Below are 23,902 nucleotides of genomic sequence, written 5' to 3' on the forward strand. Positions count from 1 at the left end.
TGGAGGCGCCGGGATTTCCAGCACAATGTGTTATCGGGCGCTCCGCTCAATTGCCTGGCCGCGAGGACACATCATGTATGACATACGACGATTGATTCTGCTCCACGACCTCGCGGAACTGACGACGATGACCTCGGTCTCCGAACGTCACGGAATCACGACATCTGCAGTTTCCCAGCAGATGCGTCTCCTCGAAGAGGAGGTCGGCACAGTTCTCACGCGTCGGGAGGGACGAGTCCTGCGCCTCACCCATGCCGGCCGGGTTCTGGTCGACCACACCGCACGCATCATCGCTGCGCTCGAGGAGGCTGAAAGCGCTGTCGCGGCCACCGGTGAATCGGTCACGGGTGTCCTCACCCTCGCGACGTTTACCACCGCTCTCACCCGACTCGCGATTCCCGCAGCAACCCGTCTTCATCGGGAACATCAGGGTCTGCGAGTCCGATTGGTGGACGCGGTACCGGTCGATTCCGTACCGGCAGTGAGGCAACAAGAAGTCGACCTTGCGATCACCTACACGTATTCGTTTCGTACGAGCGAACTCCCCGTCGGATTGAGCTCGGAGTTCCTGTTCACCGATCCGCTCGTGCTGTTGGCGCCGGCACCGCTGCGTGAGCGGGCTCAGCTGTACGGTCTCGAAGCAGTTGCCGATGCCGACTGGATTGCGGCCAAGGACGGTGCTCCGTCGATTGCGTCGATCATGTTCTCCTGCAGGCAATCCGGGTTCACCCCACGAATCGAGCATCGTTCGGCAAGCTTCAGTGCCATGGCGGAGATGGTCGATCACGGTTTCGGTGTGACGGTGCTGCCGGAGATGGCTGTGCCGGAGTCGGCCAAGCACCTCGTTGCCTGCCCTGTCGCCAACGGAGCCCGCGAGATCGGCGTGACGTATCGTCAGGCCTCGCTCGAGCGACCGGCGGTGGCTGCGGCGATCCGCGCGCTGAGGATGGCTGCGGTACCGCTGCGTCTCGCGTCGTGAAGTCTGCCGCGATCGGTACCCATGTCCTTCAGGTCGCGGATTTCATGTATTCAGTTACGAAGGAGGCGAACATCGATGACCCGTCAGGTCCATCTCAACGTCAACATCCTCAACGCCGGTGTGTTCGGTGGTTCCTGGCGACTTCCGGGAACCGATCCGCTGGCGAGTTTCGGCCTCGCACACTATATGGACATCGCGTGCAAGGCCGAGGCCGCTAAGTTCGACGCAGTATTTCTCGCCGACGGTCCGGCGATCCGGGAAGATTTGCGCTATCGGCCGTTCAACAGTCTCGAACCGTCGGTGGTGCTCGCTGCGGTGGCCGCGTCGACGTCCAGGATCGGATTGATCGGCACCCTGTCGTCGAGTTACAACGATCCGTATGACGTGGCAAGACGCTTTGCAACGCTCGATCAACTCAGCGGCGGACGGTCAGGGTGGAATGTCGTCACCACGGCGGGCCGGGAATCAGCGCGCAATTTCGGTTTCGACGACGAGCCCGATCACGGCCGGCGGTACGAACGTGCGGCAGAGTTCGTCGAAGTGGTACGAAAGCTTTGGAACAGTTGGGAACCCGACGCGTTGGTGGGGGATAAATCTGGCCAGGTGTTCGCGGACACCACACGGATTCACCGCACCGACCATCACGGCGAACACTTCGACGTGGCAGGCCCGCTCAACGTTCCGCGGTCACCACAGGGTGAGCCGGTGGTTGTGCAGGCGGGTGCCTCGCGTGACGGGCGGGCACTGGCGGCCAGGGTCGGCGAGGTGATCTTCACAGCGGCGCAGACCGAGGACGAGGCTCGGGAGTATTACCACGATGTGAAGGCGAGGGCGCGCGGATACGGCCGAGGGCCCGAGGACGTCATCGTCCTGCCTGGACTGTCGACCGTGATCGGCAGTACGGAGGCCGAGGCTCGTGAGCGTCGTGAACTGTTGGCCGAATTGGTGCCTCCCGAGTACGCGCTCGAACGGCTTGCGGGTCAGTTCGGGGTTCCTCGCGAGAGCTTGGTTCTCGACGGCTCGTTGCCGTGGGAGCTCCTGGCCGATCCGGACGACGCGGGTGGATCGCAGACGTTCTACAAGATCGCGGTCAGTCTCGCCCGGCGCGAGAGCTTGACCGTTCGGCAGCTGTTGAGGCGACTGGGCGGAGGTGCCGGACACCGGATCGTCACCGGCACTCCGGAACAGATAGCCGATGCCATCGTAGATTGGGTGGACAAAGGCGTTGCCGACGGATTCAACCTGATGCCGGACGTGCTCCCGAGCGGATTCGACGATTTCGTCGATCACGTCGTGCCGGAGTTGCAGCGCCGCGGTGTTTTCCGCACCGACTACGACAGCACCACGCTTCGTGGACATCTCGGGTTGGCCGCTCCTCACCATGCGATTCCGTCGTCGCACGTCGAACAGGTGGTGGCGTGATGAGTCGTTCGCTGCACTTCTTCGTCAACGTCGGTAGCGCGGGCTACCACTCGGCGGCCTGGCTCGACCCGGAACTCGATCCCAGCGCCTTTGTCACTCTCGACCACTACCGCCGCGCCGCCGAGACCGCCGAGCGCGGCAAACTCGATGCGTTGCTGTTCCCGGATATCCCGGTCCAGCACCCGGGCATCGGCCGTGGACCGGCGGCCTCCCTCGACCCGGTGCTACTGACCAGTGCGCTCGCGGTGTCCACCACCCGGATCGGTCTGATTCCCACTGTGTCATCCACCCTGAATCTGCCGTACAACCTTGCTCGTCGAATTCTCTCGCTGGACCGCGTGAGCGGTGGTCGTGCCGGATGGAACGTGGTGACGACGTTCGAGCCGAATGCGGCCAAGAACTTCGGAATCGACCACCTTCCGGAACGCGACGAGAGATATCGCCGTGCAGCGGAATACGTAGAACTTCTCGAAAGATTGTGGGACAGTTGGGAGTACGGCGCTCTGATCGGTGATCAAGAGAACGCGCGCTTTGCAGATCCGGATCTGGTACACGCTGTCGAGCACCGAGGCGAGTTCTACTCCGTTGCCGGCCCGCTCAACGTCACGAGGTCGCCACAGGGACGACCGGTTCTGGTCCAGGCAGGATCCTCCTCTCGAGGGCGGGAATTCGCCGCAGCCCATGCCGAGGCGATCTATGCCACCCAGTTCGGACTCGACGCTTCACGAGAGTTCTCCACGGAGATCAGGTCGAAAGCTGCTGCACTCGGCCGCGATCCGGATCAGATCAGGATTCTGCCCGGACTGGTGCCGATCGTTGCAGAGACCGAACACGCGGCGCGAGAGAAGTTCGACGAACTTCAAGCGCGCCTTCGTCCGGAGAGTGCACCCGTTCGCCGGCTCGCGTCGTGGTTGGGATTCCCGGACGAAGAGTTCGACCTGGATTCGCCGCTCCCCGCGCATGTGCTGGACCTGCCGTCCGGTCGTGTCGGCCCCCAAGGATTCTTCACGTCGCTCGCCGATTATGCAGCATTGACCGGCCACACTGTTCGTCATCTGTTGACCGAATTCTTGGGCGGTCATCGTGTGGTAATCGGTGATCCTGTACAGGTGGCTGATCATATCGAAACCTGGTGGCGGAGCGGCTCTGTGGACGGATTCACGATTATCCCCGCTGTCCTGCCTCGGTCACTGGAGGACTTCGTCGACCTTGTCGTTCCGGTTCTTCAGGAGCGGGGCATTTTCCGGTCCGAATACGGCGGTGTCACGTTGCGCCATCACCTCGATCTGCGTGAACCTGCGAATTCCTTTGCGTCCTAAAGGTGACTCCGTCCGTGCGAACGCGTTTTCGTCCACAATGCGTCGATGTAAGCGCAGAGCCGGTTGCATTCACGATGATCCTGATTGTGGCACTGCAGCGTTCGCTGGAGAAACATAGCGGTATCAGGTTCATTCGTGTAGACCTTTGACAGGAGCAGACCAGTGACGGACGTCCTCGAAGTTTCCACCGATGTGCTGGTAATAGGTGGTGGTCCCGCCGGCGCCTGGGCAGCGTTGCGTGCCGCCGAGGCCGGTGCGGACGTCGTCCTGGTCGACAAAGGGTATTGCGGGACGAGCGGGGCGACTGCGCCGTCGGGCACAGGTGTCTGGTACGTCGAACCCGAACCTGCGGCGCGCGCAAAGGCCAAAGCAGGGCGTGAGGCACTCGGCGGATTCCTCGCCGATCACCATTGGATGGACCGCGTCCTCGAGCAGACGTATACCAACATGGACCTCCTGGCGGTAGAAGGCAGATACCCGTTCCCCGTCGACGCGCGTACCGGTGAGCAGATTCGCACCGGCCTGCAGGGGCCGGAATACATGCGCAGAATGCGCGCCTGGATCCGCCGCGCCGGAGTGCGAATTCTCGACCATTCGCCCGCGCTGGAGTTGTTGGTGGACAAACAAGGTTGTGTGCGGGGCGCCAGCGGATATCGGCGTCACGAGCATCACGACTATCGAGTGTCCGCAGGTGCTGTCGTGGTCGCGAGCGGCGGATGTGCCTTTCTCTCAGGCGCATTGGGTACCAACGTCGATACCGGTGACGGCGCACTGATGGCAGCTGAGGTGGGGGCCGAGTTCTCCGGAATGGAGTTCTCCAACGCATACGGAATTGCTGCGGCCGGATCCACCATCACGAAGACGGCGTACTACGCCTACGCAACCTTTTTCCATGCTGACGGGAGCGTACTCGAAGGGGCCGGCTCGGCGAAGGGGCGATCTGTCATCGCGAGAACCTTGAAGTCCGAACCCGTCTTCGCGCAGATCGACCGTGCGGACGTCGAGGTGCAGCGTCGAATGAGGATGGGGCAGCCCAATTTCTTCCTGCAATTCGATCGCCGCGGAATCGACCCCTTCACCGAAAGGTTCGAGGTCGGGATGCTCGCCGAGGGGACCGTGCGCGGTACTGGTGGAATCAACGTCGTCGACGACGATTGCGCCACGACTGTCCCCGGACTGTTCGCTGCTGGGGACGCTGCAACTCGCGAACGTATATGCGGAGGTTTCACCGGCGGTGGCAGCCACAACGCGGCCTGGGCGATGTCGTCCGGTTCATGGGCAGGATCGGGTGCCGCGAGGTACGCGCGGTCGGTGGGGCGTGGATCAAGGATCGGTCTCCGCGGAGCGGGGACGGTAGGGCTACGTCCCTCGTCCAACTCTCGCCTGACTGCTGTCGACGTGGTGAAAGCTGCTCAGGAGCAATTGCTTCCCTTCGACAAGAACTACTTGCGGAGCGGAGATCGAGTGTCGGCGGCGCTCGATGAACTCGAATTGCTCTGGGGTGCAGCGAGCGTGGGTCTGGGTGGCGCGCCCGCTGAACGGATGGCAGCTCGTCAGGCGGCGGCGATCACTGCCGTGGGTCGGTGGATGTATCACTCGACCTTGGTGCGGACTGAAACTCGGGGGATGAACAAGAGAGACGACTTCCCGGAACTCGACGTCGCGCAGCATCATCACATCTTGACCGGAGGACTAGACGCGGTGTGGACCACTACGGCCGATCCCGCCGGTGCAAGTTTGGTGGCGTCGTGATCGAACTGGTGTCAGCACAGGACTGCATCGGGTGCGACAAGTGTGTAGAAGTCTGTCCGACAGATGTTTTCGATCGCACGCCATCAGGTGTTCCCGTGATCGCGCGCCAATCGGACTGCCAGACGTGCTTCATGTGCGAGGCATACTGCCCGACCGATGCCTTGTACGTGCATCCGCAATCGGCACCAGTGGGAAGTGCCGATGTGATCGAGCGCGATCACATCGGACGCTACCGGGAGAAGATCGGGTGGGGAAAGGGGAGGACACCTGGGGCGCTTACCGCAGTGGGACCCGAGGTGCCCCGCCCGATCACAACCTGACGACAATCGTTGCAGCCGTTCCGAGATCGTCTCTTCGAGCGGGAGCCGGCCGGTGATGAACGGCGCCAGGTCTACAACCAGCTCGTGATCGCGGACGTGATCGTCAGCGAAGCCGAGCTCAGTCGCGGGGTTGTACGAAGGCCTTCTCGAAACAGTTCGAAAACGGCATTACTTCATAGGGCGAGAAGATCGGGATCCGCGAGTATCCGCTCTTTTCGTACAACCTGACTGCATCGGGTTGACGGTCCCCGGTCTGGAGAATCAGCCGTGGCCGACCAGCCTGCTTGGCCGCATCCTCGACTGCGTCCAACAGGAGCGTGGATACGCCGGAGCCGCGATGCGAGGGCCTGACGTACATCCGCTTCAACTCCAGATCGGCGCCGTTCCAGCGAAGCGTGGCATGACCTACTGCTTGTGGTTCTTCGGCTTCGCTGCCGTCGGCGTACGCCACCACAGTCAGGTGAACTGATTGTGGGTCAACCGAATTTGCGGCGGCACGGTCCGTGGTGGATACGCGATCGGAGTAGCGTGGCCCCACTTCGGCAGCCATTTCGCCGCGTAATGCCTCGGCATCAGGATGGGACCACGACACCTCACGAACATGAAGGGATGAAGTCTTGATGTCGTGTGCCATGTGTAGTGTCCATCCTGACGCAGACGATGAGATCAATTCGACACGAATAGTATCGGCAAGCGCATGCCGCGGGGTGTGGAGTGCGACAACAGGAAGTCAGGATTCGGGGTCTATCCCGAGTTTCGTATGAAGGGCGTTGGAGTAGTCTCCCGCATCGAACGCCGCGACCCACTGGCTTACGGGACCAGGCCCGTTAATGCGGTAAATATCGCTTGAATATATTGTGGCAGTGTTGGATTCGATTTCATATGTGCTCGGCGAGTGGCCGTCGCTGCGCACGGTAATGGAATGCGGGATCGACGAAAGTGACCGCCCAGTGACGGTCGAATCACGGCATATGGATCGGAATGGATCCGTTTCGATCCGAGTGATTTCAACTGGCCGCCGACAAGCGTGGAGTGAGTGTCACGAGAAGGCGGCACTGTTAGTGGGCCTGCAAGAGACTTCGGGGTGCAGCGTTTGACGCTGCGCACCGAAGCATCAACGCCTTCAGTGACTCGATGAAGTCGGGTTCAGCTGGGCTTCCTTCTGGGCGTCGAGAGTTTCCTGGGAAACCGGAGCTCGCAGTAGTGCTTCCCATCCGTCGATCAGAGCGGACAGTTCAGCATGGGTGGGTCGGGTGCCGCGTCTGTCGTAACCCGCCAATACCCGGAGATAGCTGGTGTAAACGATCTGAATGCGCTGCAGTCGAACATCTTCCGCAAGTTCGACAAGGCTGTCGTTGAGGCTCTGGTTGACGGCGGATCCGCTTGTTGTCACAGTCGGATCTGCGGTGGTGAAGACGCGGCCGAGGATTTCCGTCTCCATCAACCGATCGAGTAGTGCGACGTAGTGGTTGTCGGGGCTGATGCTGTTGGCCAAGGGTTGCACAATTGCCCATAATGCCTCGCGCGTAGTCATATTCGCGCCCTGTGAGCTTGTTCGGAGCATCATTGCTTGTCTGTCTGCGTTGATGTCGGGCAGGCGGTACGCGAATATCGCGTGCAGCAGATTTTCCTTCGAACCGAAGTAGTAGGCGATTACCGATGCATTCTGCTGGCCTGCCGCGATGCGGATTTCAGAGATGGAGACGCCGTCATAACCGCTGAGTGCAAAAAGCCGCTCCGCGGTTTCGATGAGTTGTACGCGTGTCTGTTCTCCCGCGCGGTATCGGCCACGTTTTGAGGTCACACTGGTCGACCCTACCGGCGACAGTGTTGTGGCTGGACTCGTCGGGTCGAATATAGCCGGACTGCAAGAGCATTGGTGAATTCTCTGCGTGAGTTGCTGGCAGGATATCGACCAAGCTGACGTCTGTCAATGCTTAAATCATCGAAATTTTAACGATGCTCAAAATAAGAAACATTGATTACTTTGAACGCAGTCCGATTTGCACACCCACGTCTATGTTTCGAGGAAGATTGATGACCGCAATCGCAGAACCCACGACAACTACAATCGTGCCCCTCGCCGGCAAGATCGGCGCCGAAGTCCGGGGCCTGCGAGTGGACTCACTGACAGACGCCGATGTTCAACTGGTCAAGGACGCGCTGTACCGCTACAGCGTGCTCTTTTTTCCGGAACAGGGCCTCGATCCGGCGATCCACCGCGCGTTTGCGCAGCACTTCGGTGAGGTTGTTCTCCCACACGAGCACTTGTTGAACCTTGGCGACGAGGGTTACCGCGAGATCAGCGTGATCGGCACAGAGAACGGAAGCGCGTACCAGGCCAACCGTTGGCACTGCGACGTGTCCTGGCGTGACGCGCCGTCCAGGTTCAGCGTTCTGCACATGCAGGTCCTTCCGGAATTCGGCGGTGACACCATGTGGTCCAACCAGTCCGACGCACTCGACGCTTTGTCGGAGCCGCTGCGTGAACTCCTCTACGGCCTGACCGCAAAACACCGCATCGCACCGAGGGAGAATGTCCCCGAAGCCGACCACCCGTTGGTGATCCGGCATCCCGAGACCGGACGCGAAGCGCTTTTCGTCAACGACCTGTTCACCAGCTACATCAACGAACTCGACGCACAAGAGAGCGCCGCGATCCTGGGTGTACTCAAGGCAGTGTCGATCCGACCGGAATTCACCGTCCGTCGCCGCTGGACTGTTGGCGAAATCGCTATCTGGGACAACCACTTCGTCCAGCACAACGCGATCTACGACTACGCGGATCAGCCGCGCCGAATTCATCGCATCGAGGTTGCTCCGGAAGCTCCCATCCCGGCTCGCTGACTCTGACGTCACCTCGCGCTTCTCCAAGCTGCTCACGAACCACTGTCCGCGAGCAGCACGATCTTTCATCCCGATCAACAGCAGCACCTGCCCGTGCAGGGCCCCTCGAAAGGTTTCTCCGTGAACAGCCGCTCCGTCCTCAGACGTCCCTCCCTGCGGGGGATAGTCGCCGTTGCTCTCTTCGGTGCACTCACCGTGACGGGATGTAGCTCGGCAGTGGATCAGGCGGCCGCCGGCACGGAGGTCGTAGATGGCGGTGTGCTGCGGATCGGCGACAGTGGGGATCTGACCCCGGCCTCGTTCTTTTCGGGCGTACCGGTAAATGCTGCGCTCTCCGGGCTTGTCTACGACACGCTGATCACCTACCCGGCGGGAAGCCTCGACCCCCAGCCGGCGCTTGCCGAATCGTGGCAGGTGTCTGATGACGGGTTGACGATCACGCTTACGCTGCGACCCGATGTCACGTTCCACGACGGACGCCCGATGACGTCCGACGATGTGCAGTTCAGCCTCGAAACCTATGCGGACCCAGCGCGTTCCGGACAGCTCGCGCGAACTGCGCAGCTGATCACCAACTACGCCAGGCCTGATGATCACACGATTGTGCTTACTCTCGCGCATCCGGCGGGTAACTTCTTCGATCTGCTCGACGTCGTGCCCGTCATCGACCGCAACACCATGGCCGACTTCGATTCGGGGAAGGGCTACAACGGAACCGGAGCTTTCACCTTCGCGAACTGGCAACCCGGAAGCGGAATGACCTTCGAGGCCAATGAGCAGTACTGGGGTGGTGCGCCCAACCTCGACGGCGTCGAGTACGTCATTGTTCCCGACGCGCAGACACGGGTGTCGCAACTTCGGTCAGGACAGCTGGATTTGCTGCTCAATGCAGCTCCGCGTGACGCCGATATGCTCGCCGCCGACTCCAATTTCGAGGTCGTGGACCAGACCGGCGTGCTGCGCACGTGGTACATCGGCGCGAACGTGCAGGCTCCGGGTCTGGGTGATGTTCGCGTCCGCCAGGCAATCGCGAATGCCGTGGATCGCGAACGCCTACTCGAAGACGTCTATCAAGGGCATGGCAATTCCGACAACCTGCCGTGGCCGGAGTACTCGCCGGCGTTCGACGCGAGCCTCAACTCCACGTACAACCATGACGTCGACAAGGCAAAGGCCCTCGTCGCCGAGGTCGGCGCCATCCCGGTCATTCCGATCAGTTACACCGCGGGATCGAGTGAGTCGGAATCCATCGCGCAAATCATTCAAGCGGACCTTGCCGCAGTTGGTATCACGACGGTTATCGAACCGATCGATGCTGCGACATCGGTCAAGAACCTGATCGGTGGCACGTACGGCGGACTCTGGATCACCTCGCACGTATTTGCGCAGTACACACCCTCAACCTTGCCAACCAGTGCCTACCCGTTCAACGCCTACAAGAACACGTCCAATTTCATCGATGCGGATTACCAGGCTGCCACCGAAGCGGTGTGGCGGATCACGGATCCGAAAAGCCCGGAAGCGTCTGCGGCATACCAGGTTCTGAACCACGAACTGCTCGACAACGCAGTCGTGATCGGACTACTCAACGCAGACAACACCCTCGCAATGTCCGCCGCGGTCCACGATGTGGACTGGTCGAAGAGGGCGGAACTCGACCTGAGCAACGCCTATCTGAGTGAGTGATCGGTCATGCTCTCGTATGCACTTCGGCGCCTGCCCTCGGCCCTGCTGGTTCTGGCAGTGGGTTCGGTGCTGATCTTCACCCTTTTGCGGCTAGTACCTGGTGATCCGGCCAGTGTGTTGGCCGGTGCAGATGCCACTCCGGAAGCTCTGGAAGCCCTGCGTGAGGAGTTGGGACTGAACGGTTCTCCACTCGGTCAGTACTTTTCGTGGCTTGGCGGAATTCTCACCTTCGATCTCGGTCGGTCGTTGATTCTCGGCGGTGAGATCTCCACGCTGATGCTCGACGCACTTGGCAATACCTTGCTCCTGTCGGTCACCGCCCTGGCGATTGCGATTGCTGTAGCGCTCACCTCGAGCACGGTGTCGGTCATCATGGATCGGCGGTGGCTCAACAGCATTGTGACCACATTCGGTACGGTCGCCGTCGCGATCCCGAACTTCGTGACGGGCGCGCTCCTGGTGGTGTTGTTCGGTGTGGTCTGGGCGGTCTTGCCGGCCGGCGGGATTCCCCGCAAAGGCTTCCTGGACGACCCGGGCATCACGGTGCAGTATCTGATTCTCCCCGCGGTATGTCTCGGGCTTCCGATTGCGGCCGCGCTCACCCGGTTTCTTACCGAGTCGCTTCGCAGTCAACTTGCGGAGCCGTACGTCACAACGGCACGTGCCCTTGGTATTTCGCGTCGACGGATCATTCTGACTCAGGTGCTGCCCAACGCTCTGCCGTCGACCGTGACGGTATTGGGGATGCAAATCGGTCATCTACTCGGTGGAGCCGTACTCGTCGAGGCCATCTTTGCCTGGCCAGGCCTCGGAAACCTCATCGAACGCGCGATCTCGAGCCGGGATTACCCGGTGGTTCAAGTGATGCTGCTGTTCTCCGTGGTTCTTTTTGTCATCGTTCAGCTCGCCACGGATCTCGTCAACGCGTGGCTCGACCCTCGAATTCGATTGGGGAGTCAGTCGTGACCATGTCGCTCGAGAAGTCCGCCGACGGAACCGGCGCAGATCGCGACGATCGCTGGGCGGCACTGCGAAGCGGTCGCGGACTGATCGGCGCCGCGTTGGTCGGGGCTGTTGTCCTTGCCGGACTGCTAGCCCCGTGGCTCGCTCCGTTCGCGCCGGACGAACAGATACGTGGAGCGACTCTGCTCGGCCCGAGCAGTTATCATTGGTTCGGTACGGATTCGGTTGGCCGCGACGTATTTTCGCGGACTCTGTACGGCATACGGATCGATTTGCTGGTGATCTTCGTTGCTGTCCCGTTGGGAGCTCTGATCGGCTCCTTTCTCGGTCTGGCAGCATCGCGCGCCGTCTGGCTCGATACCGCGCTGCAACGCTCGTTCGACCTGATTCTCGCGTTTCCGACCATCGTTCTTGCTATCGCATTGACGATGGTTATCGGCCCGGGAATCATGACGATCTCGGTTGTCATCGTGCTCGCCGAAATCCCGGTGTTCGGCAGGCTCATGCGCACGTCAGTGCTGACGGTGCGCGAGCTGCCGTACGTCGAGTCCGCCCGAACCCTGGGTGCGAGCGAAGGCTGGATCCTGCGACGCCACGTACTGCCCAACTGCCTCGAACCCCTCACCGTTCAACTTGCGTTGGCAATGTCGGTCGGCGTGTTCATCGAAGGCGCGATGAGCTTTCTCGGACTCGGAGTTATCCCGCCGATGCCGTCGCTCGGTTCACTCATCAAGGAGGGAACCCAGAATGCCTATCACTCGCCGTATTTTGTCTTCGGTCCTCTTCTGGTCGTTGTTGTTCTGGTCCTCGGACTGCTCCTGATTTCGCAAGCGCTGGCAGCCCGGTCCCGGCGCCGGTAACCACTCTTCTCCCGAACAAGGACACCTCTCGTGCGCACTGCTCTCCTCTCCGTCCGCGACCTGCATATTGCCTTCGGGCAGCAGCCGCCCGTCGTCAACGATGTCACTCTCGAGGTGTGTCGGGGCGAGGTCGTGGCTCTCGTGGGAGAGTCCGGTTCGGGTAAGTCGATGACAGCCCGTGCGATCCTCGGCCTTCTCCCTGATGGAGCCGCGGCGGGCGGTTCGATCGGTGTTGACGGCACATCCGTACTCGACGCGACCGAGGACGAATTGAATCGGCTGCGTGGCTCTACGGTCGCGCTGATCTTCCAGGAACCGCAGAGCGCGCTCAATCCAGTCCGTCGTGTCGGATGGCAGATCCGAGAGGCGATTCGCGCCCATCGCACGGTCTCTTCCCGTGATGCTCGCGTCCGCGCGATCGAACTTCTCGAGCAGGTGGAGATTCCAGATCCGCAGCGCCGCGTCGATTACTTTCCGCACCAACTCTCGGGTGGCCAGAAGCAGCGCGTTGCGATCGCGTTGGCCCTGGCCAACGACCCCGATCTACTGATCGCCGATGAACCGACCACCGCGCTCGACGTCACCGTGCAAGCCGAGATCCTGGCGCTGCTCGACCGGATCCGTCAGCGGACCGGAATGGGAATCCTGCTCATCACCCACAACATGGGAGTTGTTGCGCAGCATGCTGATCGGGTGATCGTCCTCCGAGATGGCGAAGTTGCCGAGACTGGTGACACGCACACACTGTTTGCCGCGCCGGCCCACCCGTACACCCGTCGACTGCTGGCCGCAGTGCCGCGCCTTCCCGAGGGTGTCGCAGCGGCTGCGATCACTCCGGAGTCGACCGAGGGTACTGTGCTCGAATTCGACAGCGCCACAGTGCAGTTCCCGGCCAGGCGCGGTAGTCCCGCCTTTCTGGCAGTCGATGGCGTGAGCCTGACGGTCAGCAGGGGAGAGGTCCTCGGTCTTGTCGGTGAGTCGGGTTCCGGGAAGACCACGCTCGGCCGCGTTGCTGCCGGTCTGGTGCCGTTGGCGGCGGGACGTGTTCTGTTCGGTGGCCACGATCTTGCTGAAACGCCGTCCCGTCAGCTGCAGGAACTGCGCCGTGATCTGGCATTTGTTCACCAGGACCCCGCCGCGTCTCTCGACCCGAAACTGACGATCGCAGCAACCATCCGTGAGCCGTTCGACGTCCACAAGATCGGTACGGCGGGGGAAAGGCGCGCTCGCGTACTCGAACTGCTCGACGCCGTTCGATTGCCCAGTACGTTGGCCGACCGTTTCCCACATCAGCTCTCCGGTGGGCAGAGGCAGCGCGTTGCACTCGCCCGCGCACTGGCGCTGACGCCCAAGCTGGTGATTGCGGACGAGCCGACCAGCGCGCTCGACGTCTCGGTGCAGGCCGAGGTGCTGGAGCTGTTCACCGAGGTGCAGCGTGATCTCGGGTTTGCTTGCCTGTTCATCAGCCACGACCTTGCCGTTGTCCACCAGGTCGCGGACCGGGTTGCAGTGCTGCGATCCGGCTCCGTTGTCGAGATCGGCAGCGTCGACGCAGTCTTCACCGCACCGCGTGATGCCTACACGAGGGCCTTGATCGACGCCGTTCCGGTGCCTGACCCCGCGCACGCCCGCGATCGCTCGACTGACTTGGCCTCGCTCGCTGTGTAATCGGCGTCCCATGTCAGTTTCAGAAGGCGACTGCATTTTTCAGAAGACGACTGCACTCTCGGCGAAGGCATCATCACTCCAGCCGTTCTCTGTCTGTCGATCGTTCTGACGCAGTGCAGCAGAACATCCGAGGACTCAGTCAGTGGTTCAGCACCGATTCTGCGATTCGATGTGCAGCCTCATCCGCAGTCTTGAGCCGCTCGAACCGGTGGAGATAGTTGTGGCCCGCGCCCTGTGCCTGCAACGTCGGTGGCCACGACTCGGTGCGGTGGGCCAGCGGATAGCCCCACAGCCCGGCCTGCACCGCCACTTCAGCTCGCGACCGCAGTGGCGACCTGGAATCGATCCCTTCAAGTGGTACGACGAGGGCTATCGAATCGTTCACAAGATGCGGCTGCAATTCCCGGATGTACACGTCAAGCCGAAATTATCGTCACCGACCGCGCACAAATCTCGAGTGAGCCAGGAAAAGGACTCCGGCACCGAATTTCAGTGGGCATGGAGGGATGAATTATGTGACTAGGCCTCGCGTATCGGACGCCAGGTAACCTCCCTGAGGTGGCTACAGATCCGGCAAGGTCGTGGTGGGAGCGCTACAACGACGGGATTGGTGAATCGATGTGGTGGGAGCTCTCGCCTGAAAGGAGTTAGTTGTGGCTGCTCGAAAAAGAGACCGTGTTACCAATATGGTTAAGGGAGAATTGACCGATGCAATGGTGCGCGCGGGATATATGCCGTATGAACCCTTAGTGGAGAGTAATGACGGTGCCTTTTGGTTCAAGAGTGATGCTGTTGGCATTCCGAATACCATCGCTGCCGTGCAAGCACTTATCGGCTATTCGAGGGACGGTGCCACAAGGTGCACGGGAACTGCATTCCTGATATCTCCGAGGGTAGGTGACGCACTACAGTCAATTCCATCAGACGCACTGCTGAAAGGCGATAGGCCGGACAGCCCCTTCCATGAGCGCGTTGACTATCGGGTTTTCAACGAACTGCCGGGTCTGGAGTTGATGGGGAAGGCACCGTGGGTGATTACTGAAGCGGACGTCCCGATTGCCGTGCAGTGGTTTGAGAATCGCGTATCCGGTGCGGTTGTGAAATGGTTCGACGATCGCAACTCGATTGAGAAGTTGATCCGGGTGGCGGAGGAGCCGATCCCGGGAACCTCGCACGACCGGATTAACCCCCGCGTTCTACGGGCGACAATTACTTTGTGCATCGTCAATGGTTACTTCACTGATGCAGCAGGATTGATGACGGCGCACCTTGAACGCGATCACGTGCAGCCGAATGTTGATTCATTCGATCGTGTTGCCGCGTTTGATAGAGCTCTAGCGGATAGATTTCCAGAATATCGGCGTGCTCGAGGCCGCTGACCTTGCCATATCCCAGACGGCGGGATATCCGCTGTGGGTGTCCTCTGGATCGGTGGCCATGAGCTGAATCACTTCTCGGTGTGGCAAGTCCGTCGGGCACTATGAGTTCTCTGGGGAGAATTCGAACAGGATTGGAGGCTCTTCCGGATCCGGAGTGCATGAGGCCGGGGCCGCGCGGTGACTAGTACTGTTTCCGCACCGGATGCGATCTCGCCGACCTCGATCGCTAGTCCTCGTACTCGTCCTCGTACTCCGGTTCGGGCTCATCCGCCCATGCCTGATATCCCGGACTCTTCAGATGCAGGTGGATCGCACTGACACCCCGGTTCAGTGTGATGACCGCTTTCGGCAGATCCCACCGGATAGTTGCCTCAGGTTCGGCGCTCGTGGCTGTCCCCAGGAGTGCAGTAAGTGCCACATCGAGGTTCGTGAATCCTTCGACCAGCAACGGACGCACCACTGTCATGGGCGTAGCGTCATCTGCCAGATCCGTGACTAAGATCGAGATCGAATCCATTCTGTGTTGCCGCCCGAACATGTTCGCCGTCGGCCGGCTGACATGAAAGTTCGTCCGAATCGAGCCGCCAGCATGCCTGAGTTCGACGAGCTCCCATCCAGCTTGTGCGCAGAAGGGTTCCAGGTCGTCGACGGCCCAGGTCCAGTCGAATTCTGCAGCGAGGCGGGCGATCTGGGTGGCGCCTTCGATGTCGACGTGCATGTGTGGATGCTACTTCCTTCTCGACGCAGCCAGTTCCGCCGCAGAGGGAACCTACGATTCATTGATCGAAGCGCTCGCGGCTAGCTGAGCCGAAGGGTCGGTGCCAGCAGAACGTCGACCGCCAACTCGCCCGGCGGGGCCTCACCGTGCCAAATAATTCGGGGAAAAACGTGCCAAATAATTTCGAGAGTCACACGCAAAACCCGTCCGAAAACCCACTGTCTCTCAATACTTACTGTCGTTGAGTTCTGCAACACTGTGCCCTTGTGAGCACACTTTTGGGGTGCGCGAGGGTATCGACGGCAGATCAAAACCCAACTCTGCAGACGGACGCTCTGACGGCCGCGGGCTACTACAAGATCTGGACCGACGTCGCATCCGGCTCGAAAGTCGACCGCCCGCAACTGGCCGCAGTCATCGAACACCTTCGACCGGACGACACGCTGGCCGTGTGGCGCCTGGACAGGCTCGGCCGAAGCCTTCCTCACTTGCTGGAAACGGTTGCCCACCTCGAAGCTATCGGCGTCGGGTTTGCCTCCCTCCCCGAAGAAATCAACACCACCAACTCCGGCGGCCGGTTGATCTTCACAATTTTTGGAGCTCTCGCCGAATTTGAGCGAAATCTTCTGAGGGAGGGAACATTTGCTGGCTTGGAAGCGGCGAAAAGGCAAGGACGAACCGGTGGCCGACCACCTGTGCTTCATGAGAAACAGAAGGGCAATCGCCCGCAAGATGAAAGGTGCCGGCGTTTCCATGACCGCAATAGCCGACACGCTCGGAGTCGCCTGATCAACCCTGTACCGCAACGTCAGTTAGACGGTTGGTGCACAGCACTTCTGAACACGGAATGTCAGAAGACGACTGCACGCGACACCAAAATCGCAGGTCACCGTGCAGTCGTCTTCTGAAACTGACACCCCAGTTTCAGCTTGGGGCCGGGACGCACACAAGTCTCCCTCGGATGGCTGATCCAGCCACGCAGGGGAGACTTGTGTGCACTTGTACCTGTCTCAGGGACCCCGAGGACTACTTCGCGGGATTCAGTACCAGTGAGATTGAGTTGATGCAGTACCGCTGATCCGTCGGAGTGGGGTAGCCCTCACCCTCGAAGACATGGCCGAGGTGGCTGTGGCACTTCTTGCAGATAACTTCGACGCGTCGCATTCCCAGGCTCACGTCTTCCTTCAGGATGACGGCGTCGGAGTTGGCCGGATCGAAGAACGACGGCCACCCGCAATGCGATTCGAACTTCTCGGTGCTGCGGAAAAGTTCGGCGCCGCACGCCCGGCAGGAGTACACACCTTCGGTGGTGGTGTCGGTGTATTCGCCCACGCCGGGCCGTTCGGTACCGGCCTGACGCAGGACCGCGTACTCGGCCGGGGTCAGTTTTTCGCGCCACTGCTCGTCGGTGAAGGTGACTTCGGGGGCGTTATCTGTAGAACTCATGCCTACACGCTAATCCTTTACTGCAGGTTCGGCTTTGCTTGCAGGTGGGACGGCATCGACAGGAGGATCGAGGAGGTAGGCGGGATCGATTCCGCGGTCCAGGCGTCCTTCGCGTCGGGCAACCAGATACCGGTAACCGAGGACGCAGAAGATCACGATCAGCAGCAGGCTCCACCCGAGAGTGCTCTTCATGTACTCCGCTGCCCGGCCGAAGGCGGGCCAACGGAAGGACCACCAGTCGTCGAATGTCATGCACCCGTACACGGCAAGCCAGGCCGGCCAGTTCCGCATGACGGAGTTCTTGAGGATCACCGACATCAGGAGCGGGAACAGCATCATCGAGTAGTACATCTGCCCGAGCGACGGCAGGAGGAACGACGCGGTCATGATCACGCCGGTCGTGGTAGTGAGGAAGAACAGATCGTCATTGCGGTAGTACCGGTAGAGCAGCCACAGCGAGATCAGGACCATGGCGGCGAAGACCGCGCGCAGGGTGAGGACCAACCAATCGGGCAGGCCGAAGTAGGCGCCGTTACCGACTATCGAGCTGTTGAAGTAGTCGCGTGATTCCAGCAGGTACGGAACCGTGCGTTCGACAAATGCCATCGGATCTGCCGAGAGAGGCACCGCGACGACGGTGAGGATGAACGGGATGCCGAGTGCTGTGACAAAAACCTTCCACTGACCACGAACCAAGGGGAGCAGCAGCAGCGGCGCAAGTGTGGGTTTGACGGCCAGAGTGATGCCGATCGATGCGCCTGCCCATAGATCTTTACGGCGCATCAGGAGCAGCAGGAACGCCATCTCGCTGAGCAGCACGATGCCGTTGATGTTGGTGAACACCAGAGTGTTGGTGACGGTCTCCGACGAGAACGCGGCCAGTACGAGAATTGGCGCGGCGATGGAGCTAATTGTCAGATCGAACAGCCGTAGCAGCAGATAGAGCGCGACCAGGATCGCAATCGCGTTGGCGCCGATGAACAGCCAGCGCGAGCGCTCGGGATCGAGGATGGCCAGTGGTGCCATCAGCAAGGATCCCGATGGGGGATACAAGTAGTGCGGATCTACCGTGTTGAAGTCCGCGGTGTAGACCTCGCGGCCGTTCCAGAATGCCAGCGCGGCGTTGTAGACCGGCCGGAAATCATCGGTGATCGACCCGTTGACGGCTTTGACGACAACGCGATTGATCACGGTCATCACGGCGATCGGCCACAAAACGTAGTTGACGACTTGTTGGGTTGTCCGCCCGGTGCGAGGCTCGATTTGTCTAAGGAACACTTCGGAACGGTACACCGAGACGCAAACAGATCTGGGGATGCACCCTGCAATGGTGGGTGACGGCCGTCATATTCGGCTAGGCCGGGCACACATTGCCGTTGGCCGGCAGGCTCTGATTGTCCAGGTAGGACACCGCGGCCTGTTGCACGCAGGCAGATTGCATCGCGGGGTGTCCGGAGCCTTGCCAATCGAGGCTGGCGAACCGGGCGCCGGCGTTGGTGACAACTCCGGTGACGGTGGCCAGCCCGGTGTTGCCGACGGCGGGGTCGGCTTGACCGCTGAGGACCAGAACAGTCGGTTTCAACGCGGTGGGCAAGGGTGTCGGAGCGGTAGTCGGCCAACTTGCGCAGGCCGACAATCCGAGTGCGGCTTCGTTCCCGAACACGGGGTAGGACTTACCCCACGTTTGTTGCAGTTCGCGGATGCGCCCCACTCCCGGCCACTGAACGCCGTCGGTGCAGCGTCCGACAAACTGACCGTCACTGGCGAGGGCTTTCTCCGCGGCTGCGGCACGTTCGCGCATGGGTACGGGGTTTCCCGTTCCGAGTGCGCTGAGAGCATCGGCCAGAGACGTTGTGTCCAGCTGGCGATTCTGGCTCGCGATGGCAAGACTTGCCGAGATTGCGCGGGTGATGGACGCCGCGGACAAGGGCCGGAACTCACCGGCTCGCGCGCGTTCGGTCAATGCAACGACGGCCGCGCGGGGGTCGGGTCCGAGTGAGCAGGACAGCGCCGCGCAGCGAGTGGCAAACGCCGTCAACGCTGCTTCCTGGCCTTGGACTCGGCTTTCTTCCTCGGTGGTGGCGTCGGTGGCGATCGGTGCGGGTGAGTCGAGGATCAATCGTGCGATGTTGTCGGGATATGTTGCGGCGTAACTCAATGCGATGTCCGAACCGGAGCCTGCAGCCCACAGTGCGATGGTGTCGACGCCCCACCTCGTGCGCAGTGCGTTGATGTCGTCGGCCGCGGCGTCGGCTCCGAATTCGAGTTCCTGCGGATCGAGATAGTCGGTGCAGGAGATTGTTGCGTCGTGCCCGAGGGTGGCGACGGCGTCGGCTGCGTCTCCGCTGAAACTCGGCTCGAATTGGCCGAGATCGGCGAGTCCGCGCCGAGTATCGGGTTCCATGCATTCGATCGGCGTCGAGCGGTCGATACCGCGGCGATCGAGAGCCACAACCGGGTGGGCTGCGAGGACGGCCGTCAGTCCGGTGGCAGAGAGCATGGCCAAGGTGCTTCCCGACGACCGATCGGTCCCGGATGTGAAGACAATCGGGTAGGCGTCAGCAGGAGTAGCTGACGTTCGGGCCCGGGTCGCCGCAGCCGTGAATGTTCCGTCGATGCGGCCGCTGGTGTCGATGGGAGCGCTGAATTCGGCGCATTCGACGATGACGCCCGTGCTGGCTGCAGCCAACGCGGCGTCGGCAAGAGATGTCCCGCTGCAGTCGCGCCACGGGAGATCGCTGGTCGGGACGGCCGGAGCGGGAACCGGGGGAGGTGTCGCCTGTGACGTATCGGAACTCCCGGGGGTGCCACCGGTGTGACCTTCGACGGCGACGTCCGGGCGAATGGAGGGCCCTGCGCCACAGGCGCAACAGGTCGCCAGGACAACTGCAATCAAAGCCGCTCTGCGCATGCCGACCAGAGTGCCAGGTTCAGTGCCGAGGACGTTGACGAACCCACCGCGACAGCACCGTGCCGTCGGAGTCCGTGAGGATATGTGCAGGCATCATCGGGGTGGGAAGGGACTGTGCGGAGAGGGAAATCCGCCCCGCGTTGCCGCCGACCAATTGCGGAGACGTCGTCACGCATAGTTCGTCGACGGCGTTGTCCGTGATCAGTTGGCCGAACAGGGACGGTCCGCCTTCGCACAGAATTCGCGGCAAATTCAGAGTGGATGCTGTGTTCTCGATGTCGACACTGCGCACAGCCGCGCCGACGCTTCGGTGAACGTCGGCACCGGCATCGTTCAACCTCGATACGGCAGCGGCGTCTGCGTCGGAGCCGACCAGCAGAATCGGTGGGACTTCGGCGTCACGGAAAAGCCGGCTTTCGGGGTCGATCGACGCGCGTGACGAGACAACCAAGATCGGAGGCACAGGGGCGAGCCCCGACGCGACCCGGCGTGCCCGAGCGTCGTCGTTCATCACGGCGCCGCCGTAGTTCTCCGCGCGCGCGGTTCCGGCTCCGACGACAACCACGTCGCAGAGTTCGCGCAGCGTGTCGAACACCGTCTTGTCCGCCGGGGTGCCCAGACCGCCGCTGAGCCCACTGACGGAGACGGCACCGTCGATGCTGGACACGAAGTTCACCCGAACCCACGGATGCTGCAAGTTTTCCGGATATGAATAGAGCTCTCGGAGCCGCTGCGGCTGATCGGGTGTGAAGTAGGTCGCAAAATCCAGATGGTGCATATGAGAGATCACACCACGTAGATACCCTTGATGGATGCCTCAACGTCTTGTCGATCGCAGTCCGGTGGTACCCGCCGATCAATTGGTCGCTCAAATGGTTCCACCCGCAATGTTCGACGACGTGAGCTTCGCGTCCTACATCCCGGATCCCAACGAGCCGAGTCAGGCAGCTGCCGTTGCCAAGACCGAGGAATTCTCCAAGCGTGTAGCCAAGATTCGGGCCGGCGGTCGTCGCGGATTGTTCGGCAAGAAGACTCAGGCCACGGGCGCCGGTCTGTACCTCGACGGCGGCTTCGGTGTCGGTAAGACGCACCTTCTCGCGTCGATCTTCCACAGCGTTCCGTCGCCCAAGGCTTTCGGCACGTTCGTCGAACTGACGCACGTGGTCGGCGCACTCGGCTTCAACAAGGCCGTCGAGGCATTTTCCGAGCACAGCGTTCTGTGCATCGACGAATTCGAGCTCGATGATCCGGGCGACACCATGCTGGTCTCTCGCCTGTTGTCCGAGCTGTCGACGCGCGGTGTGTCCATCGTTGCGACGTCCAACACACTCCCGGGTCAGCTCGGTGAGGGCCGCTTTGCTGCGCAGGACTTCATGCGCGAGATCAAGAAGCTCGGCTCGATCTTCGAGACCATTCGCGTCGACGGTCCTGACTACCGTCACCGCGATCTGCCGCCCGCTCCCGAGCCGATTTCCTCCGAAGAGTTGGTTGCGCGCGCAGAGTCCGTCGACGGCGCAACGCTCGACAACTTCGACGAGCTGTGCAAGCACCTCAGCACGCTGCACCCGTCGCGATACAACAAGCTGGTCGAGGGTGTTCGTGCTGTCTACATCGACGGCGTCCACCCCGCGACAGACCAGTCGGTTGCGCTTCGGTTCGTGGTTCTTGCCGACCGCCTGTACGACGCGAGCATTCCGGTGACAGTGTCCGGCGCTCGCCTGGACGAGATCTTCACCCCGGAGATGCTTGCCGGCGGTTACAAGAAGAAGTACCTGCGTGCCATGTCGCGTCTGCTCGCGTTGTCTCGTTTCGAGGTCGCCGCGACCTAGTTCACCGGTCGCTCCATCACAAAATCGTGATGGAGCTGGGTGCCCACGACAAAGGTCTTGGTCCCTACCCGTGTGAAGCCCTGCTTTGCGTAGAACTTCTGCGCTCGCGCATTTTCCTGGTTCACTCCGAGCCAGATTCCCGCACTGCCACTTTCGTGGGCGTGAGCGACCACCGCGGCCATCAATGATGCTGCGGCGCCGCTTCCGTGATTTCCGGGAAGCACGTACAGCTTGCTCAATTCTGTTGTCGGGCGAAGCGTGAGTGCTGCCCGCACGTCGGGATCGGACGGTTCGGCGTCGATGAGCATCGCGTAGCCGACTATGGCGTCGCTCGAGATCACTTTGAGAACCGTGCGCGTCGGGTCGGTCAGGTATTCGGAGAACTTGTCGACCGAGAGCACGTTGTCGATGAAGGCATTGATGTCGTCGTCGGATGCATCGGGTGGGCAGGCGAGCGGAAACGTCACCGCGGCCACGTCGGCGATTGCTTCGGAATCCCAGATTCCGGCCCGGTCAACGGTGATGCTCACGTCACTTCGTCCTTCCCTGCACGTGCAATGGTCGCTCAAGTACACCACTTGCCGTGTCAGTGACGGCTATCCGGCTTTCTCAGCCGCCAGGCTCTCGGCGCGTTTCGGGGCAAACGCGGGTGCAAGCGCAATCAGAATCACGCAGAACGCCAGCGGTATGAGGAACCCGATCCGCAGGTCGCTGAATGCGGCGACAGCTCCGACGATTCCGCCGCCGACAACGGTGCCTACATAGTTGAAGAGGTTGATGCGAGCGATGACGGTATCCACCTGATCGGGTGGCGCCATCCGACCGGCAGCGCTGAAGCAGATCGGGGCGATCACCGGAAGGCCAAGACCGACGATCAGGAACCCGGCGATCGCAATCGCAGGAGATTGCGCCGTCACGACAATCGTCATGCCGATCACGCCGATCACTGATCCCATGCGGACGACGGCAGTTTCACCGAACTTGCCCACCCAGTAGTCGCCGGTCAATCGCGCAACCAAAGCTGCGATTTGGTAGGCAGCCATCGACAGAGCGGCAGTGCTCGCGTCGGCAAGCAGGACGTCTTCGAGGTACAGGGTCGACCAGTTGCCGATGCTGAAATCGACTGCGTAGAACAGTGCCATCGCGATGCCGAGCAGGACAAACGCTCGCATCGGGACCGTGAGCGTGACGGAGCCACCGGTATTCGTATCCGCGACGGAGGTTGCGCTTCGATCGAGCAATGACGGTCCGAATACCAGAAGCAGCAGGGCCACAATCACTCCCGCGACCACCTGGGTAACCCGTACCGAGATGTCGAGTCCTGCGGTTGCCGAGATGTAGAGCGCGCCGGCGATGGCCCCGACGCTCCAGGCTGCGTGGAACGAGCTGAGAATGAAGCGTCCCTTGGCGTGCTGGATCGAGACGGCCTGCATGTTTGCTGCCGCATCAACGATGCCGAGGCCGATTCCGTAGACAGCGAGGCAGACAAAAAAGAGTGCAGAGTTGGGGGCCAGTCCGGTGGCGCCGCCGAAGACCGCGATGACGGCCAGTCCGGTGCGGAGCGTGGTCTTGCTCGACGTTCGAACTGCGAGTCGCTCGGCGAGAACGCTGCCGAGTCCGGCGATGACTGACACCGACACAACCGCAACGACCAGCAACGACTCGCTGAGCGCAAACAAGTCCCGGTACGCGGGCAGTTGCGTCAGAATCGACGCGAGAAGAAAACCCTGGAGTCCGAAAGCCACGGAGGTGGCGATCCGAGCCTTCTTCAGGCTGCGGGTGTGATCCGTCATCGAATGTGGC

21 protein-coding genes and 1 pseudogene are annotated in these 23,902 nt (G+C 61.3%); 13 read left to right on the plus strand and 9 right to left on the minus strand.

Annotation, left to right across the window (positions count from 1 at the left end; translation table 11 throughout):
- The first annotated feature begins 73 nt into the window (after positions 1–73).
- From FEZ60_RS01425 to FEZ60_RS01445, 5 genes are all read left to right on the plus strand, one after another.
- Complete coding sequence (locus FEZ60_RS01425; protein ID WP_033234734.1) at positions 74–979, plus strand: LysR family transcriptional regulator; 906 nt, start codon at positions 74–76, stop codon at positions 977–979.
- A 75-nt stretch (positions 980–1,054) separates the two neighbouring features.
- Positions 1,055–2,401: an LLM class flavin-dependent oxidoreductase gene (locus FEZ60_RS01430; protein ID WP_172935373.1), complete on the plus strand. Its 1,347-nt coding sequence runs from the start codon at positions 1,055–1,057 to the stop codon at positions 2,399–2,401.
- On the plus strand, positions 2,401–3,720 hold the full coding sequence (locus tag FEZ60_RS01435) for an NtaA/DmoA family FMN-dependent monooxygenase (RefSeq protein WP_172935374.1): 1,320 nt from the start codon (positions 2,401–2,403) through the stop codon (positions 3,718–3,720). The genes FEZ60_RS01430 and FEZ60_RS01435 overlap by 1 nt, the downstream gene beginning before the upstream one ends.
- A 162-nt stretch (positions 3,721–3,882) precedes the next feature.
- Complete coding sequence (locus FEZ60_RS01440) at positions 3,883–5,472, plus strand: FAD-dependent oxidoreductase (protein WP_172935375.1); 1,590 nt, start codon at positions 3,883–3,885, stop codon at positions 5,470–5,472.
- Complete coding sequence (locus tag FEZ60_RS01445) at positions 5,469–5,792, plus strand: ferredoxin family protein (RefSeq protein WP_095886115.1); 324 nt, start codon at positions 5,469–5,471, stop codon at positions 5,790–5,792. The genes FEZ60_RS01440 and FEZ60_RS01445 overlap by 4 nt, the downstream gene beginning before the upstream one ends.
- Positions 5,793–5,910: 118 nt before the next feature.
- On the opposite strand, the gene FEZ60_RS01450 is transcribed toward FEZ60_RS01445, so the two are convergent.
- Together FEZ60_RS01450 and FEZ60_RS01455 are read right to left on the minus strand one after the other, a co-directional pair.
- Positions 5,911–6,426, minus strand: a complete 516-nt coding sequence (locus FEZ60_RS01450) for a GNAT family N-acetyltransferase (RefSeq protein WP_172935376.1) — start codon at positions 6,424–6,426, stop codon at positions 5,911–5,913.
- 489 nt (positions 6,427–6,915) lie between these two features.
- Positions 6,916–7,596, minus strand: coding sequence for a helix-turn-helix domain-containing protein (locus tag FEZ60_RS01455; protein ID WP_141485931.1), 681 nt, complete (start codon positions 7,594–7,596; stop codon positions 6,916–6,918).
- A gap of 233 nt (positions 7,597–7,829) precedes the next feature.
- Between FEZ60_RS01455 and FEZ60_RS01460 the strand changes: the two genes are divergently transcribed.
- The 6 genes from FEZ60_RS01460 (at position 7,830) to FEZ60_RS01485 (ending at position 15,195) form a co-directional block, all read left to right on the plus strand.
- Entirely contained in the window at positions 7,830–8,639 is an 810-nt protein-coding gene (locus tag FEZ60_RS01460; protein ID WP_095886129.1) for a TauD/TfdA family dioxygenase, read from the plus strand.
- Positions 8,640–8,759: 120 nt separating this feature from the next.
- Entirely contained in the window at positions 8,760–10,325 is a 1,566-nt protein-coding gene (locus FEZ60_RS01465) for an ABC transporter substrate-binding protein (RefSeq protein WP_033234726.1), read from the plus strand.
- 6 nt (positions 10,326–10,331) lie between these two features.
- On the plus strand, positions 10,332–11,291 hold the full coding sequence (locus tag FEZ60_RS01470; protein WP_116104512.1) for an ABC transporter permease: 960 nt from the start codon (positions 10,332–10,334) through the stop codon (positions 11,289–11,291).
- 2 nt (positions 11,292–11,293) lie between these two features.
- Positions 11,294–12,148, plus strand: coding sequence for an ABC transporter permease (locus FEZ60_RS01475; protein ID WP_172935612.1), 855 nt, complete (start codon positions 11,294–11,296; stop codon positions 12,146–12,148).
- A gap of 30 nt (positions 12,149–12,178) precedes the next feature.
- Positions 12,179–13,816, plus strand: a complete 1,638-nt coding sequence (locus FEZ60_RS01480) for a dipeptide ABC transporter ATP-binding protein (protein ID WP_172935377.1) — start codon at positions 12,179–12,181, stop codon at positions 13,814–13,816.
- A 653-nt stretch (positions 13,817–14,469) separates the two neighbouring features.
- Entirely contained in the window at positions 14,470–15,195 is a 726-nt protein-coding gene (locus FEZ60_RS01485) for a hypothetical protein (protein ID WP_172935378.1), read from the plus strand.
- 226 nt (positions 15,196–15,421) lie between these two features.
- Here the strand turns inward: FEZ60_RS01485 and FEZ60_RS01490 are convergent, their stop codons facing one another.
- Positions 15,422–15,913 (minus strand): DUF6301 family protein, encoded by a 492-nt coding sequence (locus FEZ60_RS01490; protein WP_172935379.1) that lies wholly within the window; start codon positions 15,911–15,913, stop codon positions 15,422–15,424.
- 266 nt (positions 15,914–16,179) lie between these two features.
- Between FEZ60_RS01490 and FEZ60_RS01495 the strand changes: the two are divergent.
- Positions 16,180–16,702 (plus strand): annotated as a pseudogene (locus FEZ60_RS01495) (recombinase family protein).
- A gap of 237 nt (positions 16,703–16,939) precedes the next feature.
- On the opposite strand, the gene msrB reads toward FEZ60_RS01495, so the two are convergent.
- From msrB to FEZ60_RS01515, 4 genes are all read right to left on the minus strand, one after another.
- Positions 16,940–17,359 (minus strand): peptide-methionine (R)-S-oxide reductase MsrB, encoded by a 420-nt coding sequence (gene msrB, locus FEZ60_RS01500; RefSeq protein ID WP_033234722.1) that lies wholly within the window; start codon positions 17,357–17,359, stop codon positions 16,940–16,942.
- Positions 17,360–17,368: 9 nt separating this feature from the next.
- Positions 17,369–18,652 (minus strand): glycosyltransferase family 87 protein, encoded by a 1,284-nt coding sequence (locus FEZ60_RS01505; RefSeq protein ID WP_033234721.1) that lies wholly within the window; start codon positions 18,650–18,652, stop codon positions 17,369–17,371.
- A gap of 61 nt (positions 18,653–18,713) precedes the next feature.
- Positions 18,714–20,270: an alpha/beta hydrolase gene (locus FEZ60_RS01510; RefSeq protein WP_033234720.1), complete on the minus strand. Its 1,557-nt coding sequence runs from the start codon at positions 20,268–20,270 to the stop codon at positions 18,714–18,716.
- A gap of 19 nt (positions 20,271–20,289) precedes the next feature.
- On the minus strand, positions 20,290–21,048 hold the full coding sequence (locus FEZ60_RS01515) for a pyrimidine reductase family protein (protein ID WP_172935613.1): 759 nt from the start codon (positions 21,046–21,048) through the stop codon (positions 20,290–20,292).
- Positions 21,049–21,082: 34 nt separating this feature from the next.
- On the opposite strand from FEZ60_RS01515, the gene zapE reads away from it, so the two are divergent.
- Positions 21,083–22,099 (plus strand): cell division protein ZapE, encoded by a 1,017-nt coding sequence (zapE, locus tag FEZ60_RS01520; protein ID WP_033234718.1) that lies wholly within the window; start codon positions 21,083–21,085, stop codon positions 22,097–22,099.
- Here zapE and FEZ60_RS01525 read toward each other — a convergent pair.
- Entirely contained in the window at positions 22,096–22,629 is a 534-nt protein-coding gene (locus tag FEZ60_RS01525) for a GNAT family N-acetyltransferase (RefSeq protein ID WP_172935380.1), read from the minus strand. The genes zapE and FEZ60_RS01525 overlap by 4 nt on opposite strands.
- A 66-nt stretch (positions 22,630–22,695) precedes the next feature.
- A complete protein-coding gene (locus tag FEZ60_RS01530) occupies positions 22,696–23,892 on the minus strand; it encodes an MFS transporter (protein WP_172935381.1) in 1,197 nt (398 codons plus the stop codon).
- Positions 23,893–23,902: the final 10 nt, after the last annotated feature.

Source organism: Rhodococcus sp. MS16 (assembly GCF_013277795.1).
In the GTDB taxonomy this organism is placed as follows: domain Bacteria; phylum Actinomycetota; class Actinomycetes; order Mycobacteriales; family Mycobacteriaceae; genus Rhodococcus_F; species Rhodococcus_F globerula.